A 14679-nucleotide genomic window follows, 5' to 3' on the forward strand; every position below is an offset into this window, starting at 1 on the left:
TAGATCCCATCGACATCGGTATAAATTTCACATAAATCCGCTTCCAACGCCCCAGCAATCGCCACAGCAGAGAGATCTGACCCTCCACGACCCAAAGTAGTTACGTGACCTTGTTCGTTCACCCCTTGAAATCCTGCGATCACAACAACATTGCCTTGGGCTAACTCTGCACGCATAAATTGGGGATCGATACTTTCGATACGGGCTTTGGTATGGACACTGTCAGTTACAATCCCCGCACGTCGACCACTCATCGACGAAGCTGAATGTCCCATCGCATTAAGGGCAATCGACAACAAGGCTGCCGTAACCCGTTCCCCTGAGCTTAGAAGCATATCCACTTCACTGCGCTTAGGCATTTGGGTATAGTGTTGGGCAAAATCTAACAGTTTATTGGTTTCCCCACTCATCGCTGAGACAACTACGACTACTTGATGCCCTGCTTTGAGCGTTTGAGAAACACGATTGGCAACATTTTGGATTCGCTCCAAATCTCCAACACTCGTTCCCCCAAATTTTTGGACAATTAGCATTATAAATATCCTTCCGTTTTAAAATACTCAATCACTGCCTCATAGACAGGTTTTTTAAAATGGGCAATCTCCCCTAACAACGTATCGATACCCACAAAACGGTGTGCCACAAACTCGGGATGTTTGGTATCAAGATTAACCACAGCACTTTTTTTCAGTCGAACCAAATAATAGCGTTGCTTTTGCCCAGAAAAGGGTGCCATTTTGTCCGAAACACTCACCGGAAAATCATATGAAATCCATTGAGGATATTGAGCAATAATTTCCACCTTTTTGGTTCCTATCTCCTCTTTTAACTCACGAAAAAGGGCTTCTTCAGGGGTCTCCCCTGCATCAATTCCCCCTTGAGGAAATTGCCAGACCCCTTTCATGTCATTACGTTCAGCGATAAAGATCTCTTTTTGATCGGGATAGTTGCTAGAGACGATAATCGCAGCAACATTGGGACGATATATTTTTTCTTGGCTCATAAGTGGTAATCTTTATGGTTAATTTTGGGGCGTATTGTAAACGATTCGCGATTAAAATCCGATAATTTTTAGGTACCGTTCCAAAATAATTTTAGCCGAAAGGGAATCAATTCGACCATCCCGTTTGTAGGTAATTTCCCCTTTCATAAGCTCTTGTGCCTCTTGGGAACTGTACGATTCATCTTGATAAACAATTTCTCCGTAAAAATCGACCAAATTCATAAAATGTGCCACTCTCCGACGCATTTCATCTTCGGTGGTACTTCCCATAGGAATTCCAATGACCACAGTGAGGGCTTGATACTCATCCAGTACTTTTTTCACTTCAATAGCGGCTTGATGACGATTTTTACGCTCAATGGCACCCAAAGGGGTGACGATGCCCTGACCATAGCTTAACGCTAATCCAATCCGTTTAAGTCCCAAATCAATGGCGATCGTGGCACCCATCATTTCCCCAAACAAAATTGCCCAAACATCTTATCAAACATCTCATCGAGTTGATAGGGGCGAGTAATGGCACCAATAGCGCGGATCGCTTGGTTAATGTGAAACGAAAACAGTTCTAATTCACCACTTTGAAGCGGTTGGTATGCCTCATCAATGGCGCAGAGTGCCTCTGAGGCTGCGCCAATTTGCCGTTGAGAGATGAGCATCATCTCCTCAGAATCGTTATCATGATCCATACTACGCCCCAGTACCTCAATTAACGGATTGACATCTCCTTTGCAACTTAGAAAAATAGGGGAATAACGCGCCACTTTTTCTACAGGAAAGTGTAGAGGCAAGTCCCCTTTATTAAGAACACATACAAAAGGTTTAGTGGGAGAATATTCCTCAATCAAGGCAATAATCGCCTCATCCTCGCACTCCATGGTGTGACTAGAGTCAAACACAGCAATCACCCTATCTGCGTGTTCAATAGCTGCAATGGAGCGTTCAATTCCAATACGTTCAATCTCATCATTTGCGTGTCGAATCCCTGCAGTATCGACCAAACGAATCAGATGGGTACCAATACGCACCGACTCTTCAATGGTGTCTCGCGTTGTCCCTGCAATATCACTCACAATCGCACGTTCATAGTCCAATAACGCATTAAGCAATGAACTTTTCCCCACATTAGGCTTACCAATAATTGCCACACGGTACCCCTGCATCAACCCACTACGACGGTGACTGGAAGCAATGGTTTTGGACAATTCCTCTTGAATGGCGTGCAATTTATAGATAATTTGCTCCACCACATCAGGAGGCAAATCCTCTTCGGCATAATCAATGACCACTTCAGAATACGCCAAAATTTCGATCAACGCATCCCGAATTTTTTCGACATACCCACGCAATTCACCCCGCATTTGACGGGCCAAAATACGAGCAGCATCATCGCTTTTCACTTCGATTAATGACGCAATCGCCTCGGCTTGCGTAAGATCCAACCGACCATTTAAAAAAGCCCGTTTGCTAAATTCTCCCGGTTGTGCCAAAACAGCTCCATAAGAAAGACACGATTGCATCACCTGTTGTGCCACTATCATCCCACCATGACACTGAAATTCCACCACATCTTCCCCTGTAAAACTTTTAGGATTTTGGAAGTAGAGTACAATCGCTTCATCAATCAAGGCAATCGATCCATCATACAAGGGGGTTAACGTAACGTAACGGGGGGTGAGTTTCTCTCTTCGAGAAAGCTTTAAGGCTATGGAGTACGCCTCACAACCGCTGAGGCGAACGATACTAATGGAGCCGATACCATGCGCAGTGGCAATGGCGACAATCGTGTGATCCATTAATATTCGTGGTAGCTGTTAATGATAATAAACTTGCCACCCTCGCGGTTGGAGCGGATAGCCACGTAGCGATTGGGATAACGGTTGCGCAGTTGGGTCAAAGCAATTTGCACCAAAACGCCATCAAGCACTTTGGTTTGAGCGCGTCCATCACGATCAACGGTTTCACACACCCCAATAAGGTACCGCTCAATGGACTCTTCTTGATTTTTCAAAAATTCGGCAATTTCCAGACGTAATTGCAATCCATACGTCGCATTAATCCAGTTAAATAACATATAAGAGAGAGCCTTATAGCGATACCCCTCTTTACCAATCATCAACGCAGAATCGGCACCACTGATCTCGACCAACAAGGTATGTTCATCATACGCAAAAACTTTGATTTCATTGAGATTAAAACACGTCGAGGCAAAAAGGTGGGTAATTTTGGCTTTGACATCCACAGCACACTCATCAATGGGCATCTCATCGTACGCCAAATCCATGGTGTTATTATCGTAAAAGTCATCCTCTTCATCTTCCTCAGGTACCATAAACAACGCTTCATCACGAGTATCTAACGCAGCATCATCCAAAAGGATTTCTGTTTTAGGGTGTTCTACGGTAGTAGTGTTGGATGTAGGCGGAACCAAAGCTTCTACTAAAACAGGCGTGGGAAGGGGTTGAGGTACGACCACTTTGGGTTCGATTATCTCTTTAATAACCACCTCTTTAATAACGACTGGCTCAGGAGTAACAGGAGGAGCAATAGGAGCAATAGGAGCAATAGGAGCAATAGGAGTGGCTACAATAATAGCAGGTTTTTTAAACATCCCCAAAATCCCTTTAGAGGGGAATTGAATAATTTCAACTTGAAGTTGCGTGACCGAACATGCAAACTCTTTGGCCGCTTGAGCATAGGCTTGCTCTAGGGTATCTGCTTCAATTTTTTTCATGATGTTTCTCCGCAATATGCACTTCATGACGATGTGCTTTGGCTGCTGCAAATTGTTTATTCACAAGGTATTGTTGTGCGATGGAAAAAATATTGTTAACAAACCAGTACAACACCAACCCTGCTGGGAAGGTGAAGAAAAAGAACGTAAAGATCAACGGTAAAAATTTAAACACTTTCTCTTGTAACGGATCGGTAAAATTACTGGGGGTAATTTTTTGTTGATAAAACATGGTCGCACCCATCAAAATAGGGAGAATATAATAAGGATCCATACGCGACAAATCATGCACCCAAAGGATCCATTCAGCCCCTTGAAGCTCTACGGCATTAAGCAATACACGATAGATGGCAAAAAAGATAGGGATTTGAAGTAACAACGGTAAGCATCCCCCCAAAGGATTGGCTCCATGCTTTTTATACATCTCCATCACCGCAGCATTCATACGTTGCGGATCCCCTTTGTATTTTTCTTGCACTTCTTTAATACGAGGGGCAATCTCTTTGATTTTTTGCATAGAGACCATACCCTTTTGGGTCAAAGGGTACAAGAAAACACGAATGAGTGCCGTTAGGGCGATAATAGACCATCCCCAATTGCCAAAAATACTATGCAACCACATTAGTGCTTTAAAAATAGGTGCCGCCACAAAAGTAAAAAAGCCAAATTCGATCGCGTTGGTTAAAACAGGATCAATCGCATGAAGTGTTTTATACTCTTTAGGTCCAATGTACCCTTTAAACGCAAAATTTTTTGTCCCTTCCAAATAACTCACAGGATTATCATGAATATCCCGCTCTACGACTACTTGGGTCGCTTTATCAAATCCGTAAAAAATGGTCGCATAATATTGATCAAATGCTGATAGCAAATGGACATCTGTGAAGAGTTCACGCCCCTCAACATCCCCATCTTTAAAAATAGTCGTTAAGCCATCGCCTGCATAGACCATATCCCCAATCACGGTCATCATCTTATCATTAATCTTAGGATGTTGTCCGAGATAGAGAAAATACTTTTCGTCATTAGAAAGATGGATCGCTGCTTCATAATGACCATCAGCGAAGAAAACAATATTTTTTGTGACCGTACACGTAGGGAGGACTTGCGTTAGGATCACCTCGGCTTTCCCCTTTTCTCCTAAAGCAATCGCGCTTACATTGCTCACAAATGGTGTTTTTTGCGCCACGGCATCCAATGACGCATCAGCAAAACGAATTTGTAAGGGTTTGGCTCCCTCAGTGGGGATCAATTCGGCTAATTTTCCATCTTTATTATCATGTTTGGCATTGTTCAATACCACCGATCCAATACGCCCAAGGGTATCCACTTTGAGCGTAAACTCTTTTGTTTTAATCGTGACCAAACTATCACTATTTGTTGCTTTAATAGTAGAAACGGCACTGGTATTATTGGCTTCTACACTAGGATTTACACCCATTGACTCAGCGACATTTTGGGAAGAGGCGACAGAATGAACCGATTTATTGGTATCTGTACCAGCAGGTACTTGGGGAGGAAAGAGCGTTGTATAGCCAATAAAAAACGCAAACGAAAGCGCAACGGCAAACAACAAACGTTGATTGGGAGATAATTTTTCTAACACTTGAACCCTTTATAGTTAAAATTTTTAATCAGAAAATACTTCTGTTTGTAAGGAACATACCAATATTTTACCGTAATTAATGATAGATTAGAGGGGTTTATCCTTGGTTTTGCAATAATTGGGTAATCAATACCACCACGAAAGAGTTGATTGCAGCGAAGAATGCGTAAAAAAGTGGCAAAAAACGCTTTTGGGAGAGAATTTTTTTCAAATTGCCAAAGGGCATACTCAGAACAAGAGGGGTAGTGACGGCACGAACCGCGCGTCACCAAAGAAAAAGAGTGTCGATAAAGCCAAAGGAGATTAAGAAAAAATTTTCTTATCATAGATCACTCATCACGATGGCATTTACTCGCTTTAAAACGTATTTAAAATCTCGTCGAATATCGGTAAAATCGTGCGTATGAAGGGGAGCTTTTGCAACCCATACATAGCACCCCTCACAAAGCTGATCTGAATACTCGCACATCAAAGCCCGAAGCCGTCGTTTACAATGGTTTCGGATCACGGCATTACCTACTTTTTTACTGGCAGTATATCCGACTTTTTTTTCTCCCTCAATGGGGAGGTAAAATAGCGCGATAGAAGTACTATGCGCACTCTTCCCACGCTTATAAACTCGCTGAAACTCTCCATTGAGCTTCAACATTGAATGACTGTTTAGACAGCCAATCGTTTTCTACCTTTGGCACGACGAGCATTCAAAACGCGACGACCATTTTTCGTTGCCATACGTGCACGAAAGCCATGCGTACGTTTACGTGGCGTATTGTGCGGTTGGTATGTTCTTTTCATAGACATTCCCTTTGTGTGTTTTTAGCTCGGAATCGTAGCCAAATTTTACTTAAACCGCTATTAGAGTTTATCCTAGCGTACGGCTAACCTTACTTGTTTTCTCTCGACAAACGACAACTTTATTACGTCCACTCTCTTTGGCTTGATACAATGCCTTATCGGCGTGATTGAGCAATTTTGAGGAACGGTTAATATGATGGCTTAATTGCACCACCCCAAAACTGGCACTGACCCTAATCCCCTCAGGATGAAGGTTTTCAATAATGCTTCGGATTTTTTCTGCTTTGATACAGGCATCATGTACGCCACAGTTCTCCAACACTACTACAAATTCCTCTCCCCCGAAGCGAGCAGCAATATCGTCTGCTCGCACCTGTTCTAAGAGTACTTTCGCCACAGAAGTTAGGACAATATCCCCTACTAAATGCCCATAGGTGTCATTAACTTGTTTAAAATGGTCAATGTCAATAATCATTAAGGACAAAGGAGTTTCACTGCAAATCGCTTGAGAAATTTTTCCTTTGAGGGCATCGGAAAGATAATGACGGTTATACAATCCTGTCAACGCATCACGCGTTGCCATCGCACGTAAAAGATCATATTGTCGTTTGAGGGTGACATGGGTTTTGATGCGTGCTTTGACGATCACAGGGCGAATGGGTTTGGTAATGTAATCAACCGCCCCTAACGAAAGTCCATGTTCTTCATCGGCACTGGAATCTTTGCCTGTCAAAAAAATAATGGGAATATCGGCAGTTTTAGGGTCATCTTTGAGTTTTTTGCATAAATCATATCCCCCAATATCGGGCATACTCACATCCAATAAAATCAAATCCAAATTGGGCTCTTGGGCAATGCATGCCAAAGCTTCCACTCCACCTGACGCGGTTTTAATGTGATACTCATCTTTGAGAATATGTTGCAATGCACGCACATTCACACTTGCATCATCCACAATCAGCACTACTGCTTTTTCATCTGTTGCTTGCCACTTCAAATAATCACCTTTTTGCACACATTTTTGAATTATAGCAAGAATAGCCTCACAACGATTACGGTTTTAACAAATCTCTTAACGTAGGTTGTACCGATTCCCCTTTTGGTAACGTATCCATCAAGATAGAGGCTTTAAGTTTCATGTGACAATCCCGACATCCTCGGATCACACGGTGTTCTTTGACCTTAGCTCCCTCAATTTTGGCAATGGGGTGACAGGCAAAACAATCACTCCCACAATCTCCCATTTTAGCGGGATCGGCACTGTGACATCGGATACACGTGAGCATCGGTTTATGTCGTTTATCGTGGTTAATGTTTTTAAGCAATGCAGGATGGCAGGTCATGCAATCGCCCGTACACCCTAATGCCCACGTACCCATAAAAATCATTAGTAGTAAAAGTCTTTTTTTCATGGTGCTATTACGCCACAGAGACCGTTATTTCATCCTCAATCACATCAAAAATCACCGATGATCCCTCAATCACTTCACCGCCCAAAATCAAATCGGCCAAACGATCTTCCACAATCTCATACAACGCCCGTTTTAACGGTCTCGCCCCATACACAGGGTCAAAACCAGCACTGGCAATATACCGTTTTGCACTCTCAGTGAGAGTAAGGCTAATATCCCGTTCTTCGACTTTTGCCGCAATGTCTCTAAAGAAGAGATCGATGATGCTAAGGATCTGCGCTTCACCCAAGGGATTAAAGACCACCACATCATCCAAACGGTTCAAAAATTCGGGTTTAAAATGTTGTCTAAGTTCCCCAAGCACCATCGCTTCGAGTTTCGGATCGCCGTGATGTGCCATAATCTTATCGCTGGCGATATTGGAAGTCAAAATAATAATCGTATTGGTAAAATCAACGACCACCCCTTTATTATCAGTCAGTCGCCCATCATCGAGTACCTGAAGTAACACGTTAAAGACATCAGGATGCGCTTTTTCAACCTCATCGAACAAAATAACACTGTAAGGCTTACGGCGTACCGCTTCGGTGAGTTGCCCCCCCTCATCAAACCCCACATATCCCGGAGGCGCACCGACGAGACGTGATACGGCGTGTTTTTCCATGTACTCCGACATATCAATGCGGATCATCGACTCAGCACTGTCAAACAAAAATTTCGCCAAGGTTTTCGCCGTTTGGGTTTTCCCCACCCCCGTAGGCCCTAAAAAGAGGAATGACCCAATAGGACGGCTTTTATCGGAAAGCCCAGCTTTGTTCCGTTTGATCGCACGGGCTACGGCGTGGGTCGCTTTTTCTTGCCCAACCACGTCATGATTGAGTTCTTCTTCGATATGGAGAATTTTCTCTTTTTCGCTTTGAAGCATTTTGTTCACGGGAATTTTCGTCCAACGACTTACGATCCCTGCGATAGAAGCTTCATCGACACTGTTTTTCAGCAATGTTCCGACTGCAACCATCCCTTTCCACGTCTCTTGAAGCGTTTTTTCTTCCTCGAAAAGTTTGGGGATTTGTCCATATTCGATTTCAGCCGCTTTATTAAAATCGGCAATTTGTTTGGCCATCTCCGCTTCACGACGTTTAGCTTCAATCTCGTATTTAATCTTCGCAATTTTAGTAAAGACCTCTTTTTCATGGGCAAATTGCCCCTCTAATCCTCGACGAGCTTCCATCGCATCGGCTAATTCTCGCTCAATTTCTTCGAGGCGTTTGGTATTAGCCGAAGAGGTTTCCATCTTCAACGCCTCTTTTTCCACTTGTAAATGGGTTAAGGTACGCTTCACACTTGCCAACGCATTGGGTTCGGATTCGATTTGCATCCGCAATTCGGCGGCCGCTTCATCGATGAGATCAATCGCTTTATCGGGTAAAAAACGATCCCCGATATAACGATCGGAGAGTTTTGCCGCTGCAATTAGGGCTGAATCCGCGATGGTGATACTGTGGTGCGCTTCCAAACGCTCTTTAAGCCCCCGCAAAATTTGTAACGTTTGATTGACACTGGGTTCGTCGACGTGAACGGGTTGAAAACGGCGTTGCAATGCCGCATCTTTTTCAAAATATTTGCGGTACTCTTTGAGCGTTGTTGCTCCAATAGTATGCAATTCTCCCCGAGCAAGAGCCGGTTTGAGGATGTTTGCCGCATCCATCGACCCCTCCGATGCCCCAGCTCCTACGATGGTGTGAATCTCATCGATAAAGAGGATAGTATTGGTGGATTGCTTCACTTCATTGATCACCGCTTTGAGGCGATCTTCAAACTCCCCTCGGTATTTTGCCCCCGCAATTAAGGCACTCATGTCCAGCGCAATCACTTTTTTGTTTTGAAGACTTAGCGGTACCTCTTTAGCGATAATTCGTTGCGCTAGCCCTTCGACCAGTGCCGTTTTTCCCACCCCTGGTTCGCCCAATAAAATTGGATTATTTTTCGTTTTACGGATCAAAATTTGCATCATCCGACCAATCTCTTCATCCCGCCCAATCACTGGAGAGAGTTTCCCCTCGACCGCCATTTTCGTTAAATCAATCCCATATTTGCTCAACGATTCCAGCGTCTCATCCGCCGTTTGCGATTCGATTTTTTGTCCTGCGCGTGAAGCTTCAAAGGTTTTAGCGAGTTCGCGCAAATCAACGTATTTTCCCAAAATCGATTTAAACGGATCGTTTGGCAAATTGGCAATAAGGTAGGTGTCAATCGCCAAAAAGCCATCGCCATTTTTCGCCATCTCCCCTTGCGCTACTTCGAGTGAATGGGCAAAATTGCGCGAAAGACGGATATTCTCTTTAGTGAGATGCGAAGCACTCGGGAGTTTGGATGCCGCACTTTTGACATCAAGTTCAATCGCTGTTTTATCAATGCTCATTTTGTTGAGCATTTGATTGAGCGGGGAATTACTATTGGCAAGCAATGCCCATAAGAAATGGAGTGGTTCAACTTCACTGTTTTTATTGTGTAATGCCAAAGAGACTGACGATTCAATCATCTCGCTCATTTGGTGGGTAAGTTTTTCAAAAATATTTTGCATCGCAAATCTCCTTAAGTGAGTTGGAGAAATTATAATACTTTGAGTCACTTGTTGTCAAGTTTTCTAAATCAAATGGGCAAAAGGATACATCATTATAATGCCCTCAAATTTTCATACAAATCTCCATGAACGGCAAAGGTAGGAGTATCGATAATATAGCCATCGAGAGATTTTTCAGAACTCTAAAACACGGCAATATCTACATAAGCGACTACAAGTCTATATCTGAACTAAAAGAGGGGGTAAAAAACTATATCTACAAATATAACTTTGAAAGATTTCATTCATCTATTGGATACAAACAACCGATGAATTATTATCTCAAAACAGTTCAAAAAGCGGCATGAGGTTAGAGGTGCTAATGGGAAATAAAATTAGTGAAAAGTTTGTCTTGACAAATGGGGACAGTTTAGTCAGATTTTAAAAAGGATGGATTAGAGTAGATGAAATTTCTAAAAATCATAGCATTATTTATGATACTTGCACTTTCTGTGAATGCGGAAGATATTGGGGGCGTGCCGAGTGCATCAATAGTCCAAGCGATCAAATCGAATCCGAATATTTTGAATTCGCCTCAAGCACAACAGGTGATGGCGCAAAAAGGGGTTACTGCAAGTGAAGTGCTCCAAAAGGTGGATCAAGCGTCTAAGCCTTCTACTGCACCAACGGCTACTACGGAAGAGCCTGTTAACAAAGTAGACGCTGACAAAAAGGGTGATGAAAAGAAAAAAGAAGAGCCTATTTTTATTGGTACTGATGTAAAAGAATTATATCGTTCTCCCCTTAGCGTAGAAAATACCAATGAGTATGCCAAGCGTCTTATTTCGCGCCAGATCAGAGGACAAGCATCAGCACTTCAACGCTATGGATTTGAATTCTTTTCCAATAAAAATGGGATGGATCTCTCATCACTTCCTGTCCCTGAGAACTACCGATTGGTTCCAAAAGATGTTTTGTCGATCATATTGTATGGACCAAAAAGTGACAATATGTCCCTTGCGGTGGATAAAGAGGGAAATATTATCATCCCTTCTTTCGGTCCATTGCATATTGCAGGACTCAGTTTTGCAGATGCCAAAAAAACAATTAGTGATGCATTGATGTCAGCATTCCCCAATGTTGGTGTGACGGTTAATATTACCCAATTTTCGACGATTCAAGTAACATTGGCAGGAGAAGTAGCTACTCCGGGTATCTATAATGTCAGCTCATTTTCGACGGTAAAAGAGGCGCTTATTTCGGCGGGTGGATTATCTAAAAATGGTTCGATGCGTTCTGTCCTCATCAAGAGAGGTGGACGAGTTTATAAAGATATTGATTTGTATACCATTATCCGAGGTAGTGGTCGAAGTGATCCTTTGCTACAAGCGGGTGATATCATTGTCGTCCCTGTGATGGGAAAAAGTGTTGTCATTGACGGAGATGTCAAACGCCCTGCGATTTATGAGGCTAAAAATAGTACGACGATCGGAGAGTTAATAGCCCTCGCTGGCGGATTAAGTGCTAATGCAAGCAAAAATGATATCCGAATTACGAGATACGAAGCGCATCAAAGGATAAGCGCCTTAAATGTTTCTCTAGCAGAAGCTAAGAAAATGGTCGCAATGGATCAAGATAGTGTTTATGTGCATGGTCTTGATATGAGTAATCTACGTGGAATTACCCTTTATGGGAATATTGTCAAACCTGGATTCTGGCCATTGCCAAAAGAGGGGATGGGAGTACGAGACTTTTTCAAACAAGAAATTGCTCAAAATACATTACGAGGTGTTTTTCTCGAAGATACCTATTTTGATTATGCGATCATTAAACGGATTAAGCCCGATCTAAAAGAAGAAATTATCGGTTTTTCACTGGCAAAAGTGCTTAATGGAGAAGAAAAAGTTTCCCTTTACAGTCGTGATCAACTCTTTATTTTAAATCGTTCTACGGTTACTCCACCCTCAATTGTGAAAATTTCTGGAGAATGTATCGCACGCCCAGGTGAATACCGCTTTTTTGATAAGATGACCTTTGAATCGTTGATGAACACCGTTGGGACAACATGTCCAATTGATCGAAAAAAAGTCACAATCGTCTCTTCAGATCCAGTAGCAATGACGCTAAAGGTTCGTGTCGTTGATACGATAAAAGAAAAAGTCGTGCCACTTAAAGAATTTGATGATATTCGAACGATTGGATTCTTTACGACAAATCCCATCAAACAAGCGACTATTAGTGGTGAAGTGTATAAGCCTGGGACCTATCCTATCTCAGAGGCAACAACCCTCAAAGATATAATTTTAGCGGCAGGGGGGATGACAGATAAAGCAAGTACGGATAAAATTGAAATTATCAGATATAAAGTTGTTGATAATATCCGTACTCGAATAGTTCAAAATCTTACTGTAGCACAAGCAATGTCAGATTTTTCTCCTCTTCTTAGCAATTATGACGAAGTGACCGTTTTTAAAATTCCTAAATGGAATGAGCGTAAAGTGGTCAAAATCATGGGTAAAGTTAAGTATCCCGGTGAATACGCTATCGAAGATGGGGAGCATCTCTCTAATCTTATCCAACGTGCGGGTGGATTTACTGAGGGTGCCTATACCAAAGCGGCCGTATTTACACGTGAAGAGCTCAAACAACGTCAACAAGAGGGGGCGAAGAGAGAGATTAAAAGCTTGGAAGATCGAATATTATTTGCTGCTTCTCAGCCGACTCAAGCGGGGCAAAATCCAGCCGATAAAATGCAGGCTGTTAATATGATCGCGATGCTTAAAGAAGAAATTGAGAAAACTGTATTTGTTGGTCGTTTGTCGATTCATCTCGACACCGATCTTCAAAAGTTTCAAGGGAACAATTCGGATGTAGTGCTCAAAAATGGAGATGCCCTTTATATCCCAGAAAAAGATGAGAGCGTTTTCGTTCAAGGAGAAGTTCTTAATCCTAATGCCACGATTTACAATGCATCTTACTCGATCGATGACTATATTGAAAAATCAGGGGGAATCAAAGAGAGTGCGGATACCAGCAATATTTTTGTTGTTCATAGTGATGGGGATGCAGAGCCTCGTAGTCGTGGCTTCTTTAGTGCTAACGCCTCTGTAGGACCGGGAGATACTGTGATTGTCCCTATTAAAATTAATACCTTTGGCGGTATCCAGTTTGCGAAAGACATTACGGCTATTATCTATCAAATGGCAGTATCCGTTGCAGCACTCCATACAATCGGATCTTTTTAATGGAACAAATGCCACATAATACGCAAGCCGTGATCAAAGAAGATGAGATTGATTTACGTGAACTGGCACGGACGATTGGGAAGCACAAAAAAAAGTTGATAGCCTTTACTCTTGTCGTGACGTTGTTAAGTGCTTTATGGACTCTAACAAAGCCCAATATTTATCACTCTCAGGCGGTGTTAGTACCACAAGGGGGTTCAGCCTCTTCCTCGATGGGTGATCTTGGGGCATTAGCGGGTTTAGCAGGAGTTGATGTCGGTAAAGGCAGTATGACACCTGATGGTGCTTATCAACTCTATCTTAATGACTACAGTTGGATGCGAACATTTTTGATGCAAACAAAGCTTTTTGAGCGTCTTAATGCAGCAGATAAGGATAAAAATTACCGTTTTGCATTGGGGAACGATGCTTTATATCATTTATTTAAACGCTCTCCTAAAAAAACACTCAATGAAATGACACCCAAAGAAAAGGATGATTTATTCTTTAAAACATATCAAAGAATAAAGCCTCAATTCATTATTAGCGCTGATAAAAAAACCTCAGTGATTACGCTGGGCTACAGTGATCCTGATCCTGTATTGGCAAAAGAGATAGTGATGCTCTTTTTGACCAAAGCATCGAATTCTCTTCGTGCTAATGAACTTTCGGATATGGAAAAAAAGATCACGTATTATGATCAAGAGCTGCAAAAAACCAGCGATCTTGCCCTCAAAACACAGCTCTCTGGGTTGATGTCGACACTGATTCAGAAAAAAGTTTTAGCCCAAGCGAGTGATTATTATAATGTGAAAATAATGACAGCTCCAAGTGTTGCATATGAGAAAGATAAAGAAGGTCCTAAGCGAGGATTGATTGTTGTTGTATCGTTTGTGACATCTCTCATTCTTGGGATTTTCGGTATCTTTTTACTCGAATTTATCCGCAAGGATAAAGAGGAAGTACTAGCGTAGCTTTTGGCTATAAGTGTACAATCCCGAACATTTTTAAAAACAAAAGGTAACAAACTTGAGTAATGAAGAACTAGAACTAATGATGTTGCGACGGGCGGAGGGTATTACCTCTCAACGCTTCCTTTCTAATGAGATCGGCTACAGTGTGGGCAAGGTCAACTATGTTCTTAAAGCTCTCATAGACAAAGGTCTTCTTAAAGGTGAACGCTTTTTAAGCTCCGAGAAAAAACAAGTTACCGTTACCTCCTAACAGATGCAGGGATAAAAGAAAAAATAGCTCTTACACTCAAGTTTGTAGAGTCTAAAAAAAGAGAATACGAAGTGCTACAGGCTGAGTTGGAAATGTATCTCCAATTCAACTCATAAGTGCA

General features: G+C 42.3%; 14 protein-coding genes and 2 pseudogenes. 4 read left to right on the plus strand and 12 right to left on the minus strand.

Translation table 11 applies throughout. From position 1 onward, the window contains the following. The 12 genes and pseudogenes from JHC35_RS07970 to JHC35_RS08025 form a co-directional block, all read right to left on the minus strand. Positions 1-533, minus strand: a pseudogene (locus JHC35_RS07970) (aspartate kinase); the annotation flags it as partial. Beyond that, a complete protein-coding gene (locus JHC35_RS07975) occupies positions 533-1003 on the minus strand; it encodes an RNA pyrophosphohydrolase (RefSeq protein ID WP_295043938.1) in 471 nt (156 codons plus the stop codon). The pseudogene JHC35_RS07970 and the gene JHC35_RS07975, both read right to left, overlap by 1 nt. A 51-nt stretch (positions 1004-1054) precedes the next feature. Further along, positions 1055-1453 (minus strand): Holliday junction resolvase RuvX, encoded by a 399-nt coding sequence (gene ruvX / locus JHC35_RS07980; RefSeq protein WP_295043941.1) that lies wholly within the window; start codon positions 1451-1453, stop codon positions 1055-1057. Next, entirely contained in the window at positions 1453-2802 is a 1350-nt protein-coding gene (gene mnmE / locus JHC35_RS07985) for a tRNA uridine-5-carboxymethylaminomethyl(34) synthesis GTPase MnmE (protein ID WP_295043972.1), read from the minus strand. The genes ruvX and mnmE overlap by 1 nt, the downstream gene beginning before the upstream one ends. After that, positions 2796-3734 (minus strand): Jag N-terminal domain-containing protein, encoded by a 939-nt coding sequence (locus JHC35_RS07990; RefSeq protein WP_295043944.1) that lies wholly within the window; start codon positions 3732-3734, stop codon positions 2796-2798. The genes mnmE and JHC35_RS07990 overlap by 7 nt, the downstream gene beginning before the upstream one ends. Continuing rightward, entirely contained in the window at positions 3721-5340 is a 1620-nt protein-coding gene (gene yidC, locus JHC35_RS07995; RefSeq protein WP_295043945.1) for a membrane protein insertase YidC, read from the minus strand. The genes JHC35_RS07990 and yidC overlap by 14 nt, the downstream gene beginning before the upstream one ends. After that, positions 5334-5666: a membrane protein insertion efficiency factor YidD gene (gene yidD / locus JHC35_RS08000; protein ID WP_295043949.1), complete on the minus strand. Its 333-nt coding sequence runs from the start codon at positions 5664-5666 to the stop codon at positions 5334-5336. Before yidD ends, yidC begins: the two co-directional genes overlap by 7 nt. After that, positions 5663-5989 carry a ribonuclease P protein component gene (rnpA, locus tag JHC35_RS08005; protein WP_295043952.1) on the minus strand — a complete coding sequence of 109 codons (327 nt, stop codon included), beginning with the start codon at positions 5987-5989 and terminating at the stop codon, positions 5663-5665. The genes yidD and rnpA overlap by 4 nt, the downstream gene beginning before the upstream one ends. Positions 5990-6000: 11 nt before the next feature. Further along, positions 6001-6135 (minus strand): 50S ribosomal protein L34, encoded by a 135-nt coding sequence (rpmH, locus tag JHC35_RS08010; RefSeq protein WP_013459438.1) that lies wholly within the window; start codon positions 6133-6135, stop codon positions 6001-6003. Positions 6136-6202: 67 nt separating this feature from the next. Further along, the gene (locus tag JHC35_RS08015) at positions 6203-7132 is read right to left on the minus strand and encodes a diguanylate cyclase (RefSeq protein WP_295043955.1); all 930 of its coding nucleotides are present in this window, start codon (positions 7130-7132) and stop codon (positions 6203-6205) included. A 55-nt stretch (positions 7133-7187) separates the two neighbouring features. After that, complete coding sequence (locus tag JHC35_RS08020; protein ID WP_295043958.1) at positions 7188-7523, minus strand: hypothetical protein; 336 nt, start codon at positions 7521-7523, stop codon at positions 7188-7190. A gap of 31 nt (positions 7524-7554) precedes the next feature. Continuing rightward, positions 7555-10131 carry an AAA family ATPase gene (locus JHC35_RS08025; RefSeq protein ID WP_295043961.1) on the minus strand — a complete coding sequence of 859 codons (2577 nt, stop codon included), beginning with the start codon at positions 10129-10131 and terminating at the stop codon, positions 7555-7557. A 113-nt stretch (positions 10132-10244) separates the two neighbouring features. On the opposite strand from JHC35_RS08025, the pseudogene JHC35_RS08030 reads away from it, so the two are divergent. From JHC35_RS08030 to JHC35_RS08045, 4 genes and pseudogenes are all read left to right on the plus strand, one after another. Continuing rightward, positions 10245-10478: pseudogene (locus JHC35_RS08030) on the plus strand (integrase core domain-containing protein); the annotation flags it as partial. Between the two features lie 126 nt (positions 10479-10604). Then, a complete protein-coding gene (locus JHC35_RS08035) occupies positions 10605-13355 on the plus strand; it encodes an SLBB domain-containing protein (protein ID WP_295043963.1) in 2751 nt (916 codons plus the stop codon). A 29-nt stretch (positions 13356-13384) separates the two neighbouring features. After that, entirely contained in the window at positions 13385-14308 is a 924-nt protein-coding gene (locus tag JHC35_RS08040; protein WP_295043966.1) for a Wzz/FepE/Etk N-terminal domain-containing protein, read from the plus strand. A gap of 55 nt (positions 14309-14363) precedes the next feature. Further along, positions 14364-14558, plus strand: coding sequence for a winged helix-turn-helix transcriptional regulator (locus JHC35_RS08045; protein WP_295043969.1), 195 nt, complete (start codon positions 14364-14366; stop codon positions 14556-14558). The last annotated feature ends 121 nt before the right edge of the window (positions 14559-14679 follow it).

It is taken from the genome of Sulfuricurvum sp., assembly GCF_022759005.1.
Classification (GTDB): Bacteria; Campylobacterota; Campylobacteria; order Campylobacterales; family Sulfurimonadaceae; genus Sulfuricurvum.

Bases quoted from the DNA above. Each gene is read 5' to 3' on its own strand.
- JHC35_RS07975 (WP_295043938.1), bottom strand. From the start codon at position 1,003: ATGAGCCAAGAAAAAATATATCGTCCCAATGTTGCTGCGATTATCGTC.
- ruvX (WP_295043941.1), bottom strand. From the start codon at position 1,453: ATGGGTGCCACGATCGCCATTGATTTGGGACTTAAACGGATTGGATTA.
- JHC35_RS07990 (WP_295043944.1), bottom strand. From the start codon at position 3,734: ATGAAAAAAATTGAAGCAGATACCCTAGAGCAAGCCTATGCTCAAGCG.
- yidD (WP_295043949.1), bottom strand. From the start codon at position 5,666: ATGATAAGAAAATTTTTTCTTAATCTCCTTTGGCTTTATCGACACTCT.
- rnpA (WP_295043952.1), bottom strand. From the start codon at position 5,989: ATGTTGAAGCTCAATGGAGAGTTTCAGCGAGTTTATAAGCGTGGGAAG.
- rpmH (WP_013459438.1), bottom strand. From the start codon at position 6,135: ATGAAAAGAACATACCAACCGCACAATACGCCACGTAAACGTACGCAT.
- JHC35_RS08020 (WP_295043958.1), bottom strand. From the start codon at position 7,523: ATGATTTTTATGGGTACGTGGGCATTAGGGTGTACGGGCGATTGCATG.
- JHC35_RS08025 (WP_295043961.1), bottom strand. From the start codon at position 10,131: ATGCAAAATATTTTTGAAAAACTTACCCACCAAATGAGCGAGATGATT.
- JHC35_RS08035 (WP_295043963.1), top strand. From the start codon at position 10,605: ATGATACTTGCACTTTCTGTGAATGCGGAAGATATTGGGGGCGTGCCG.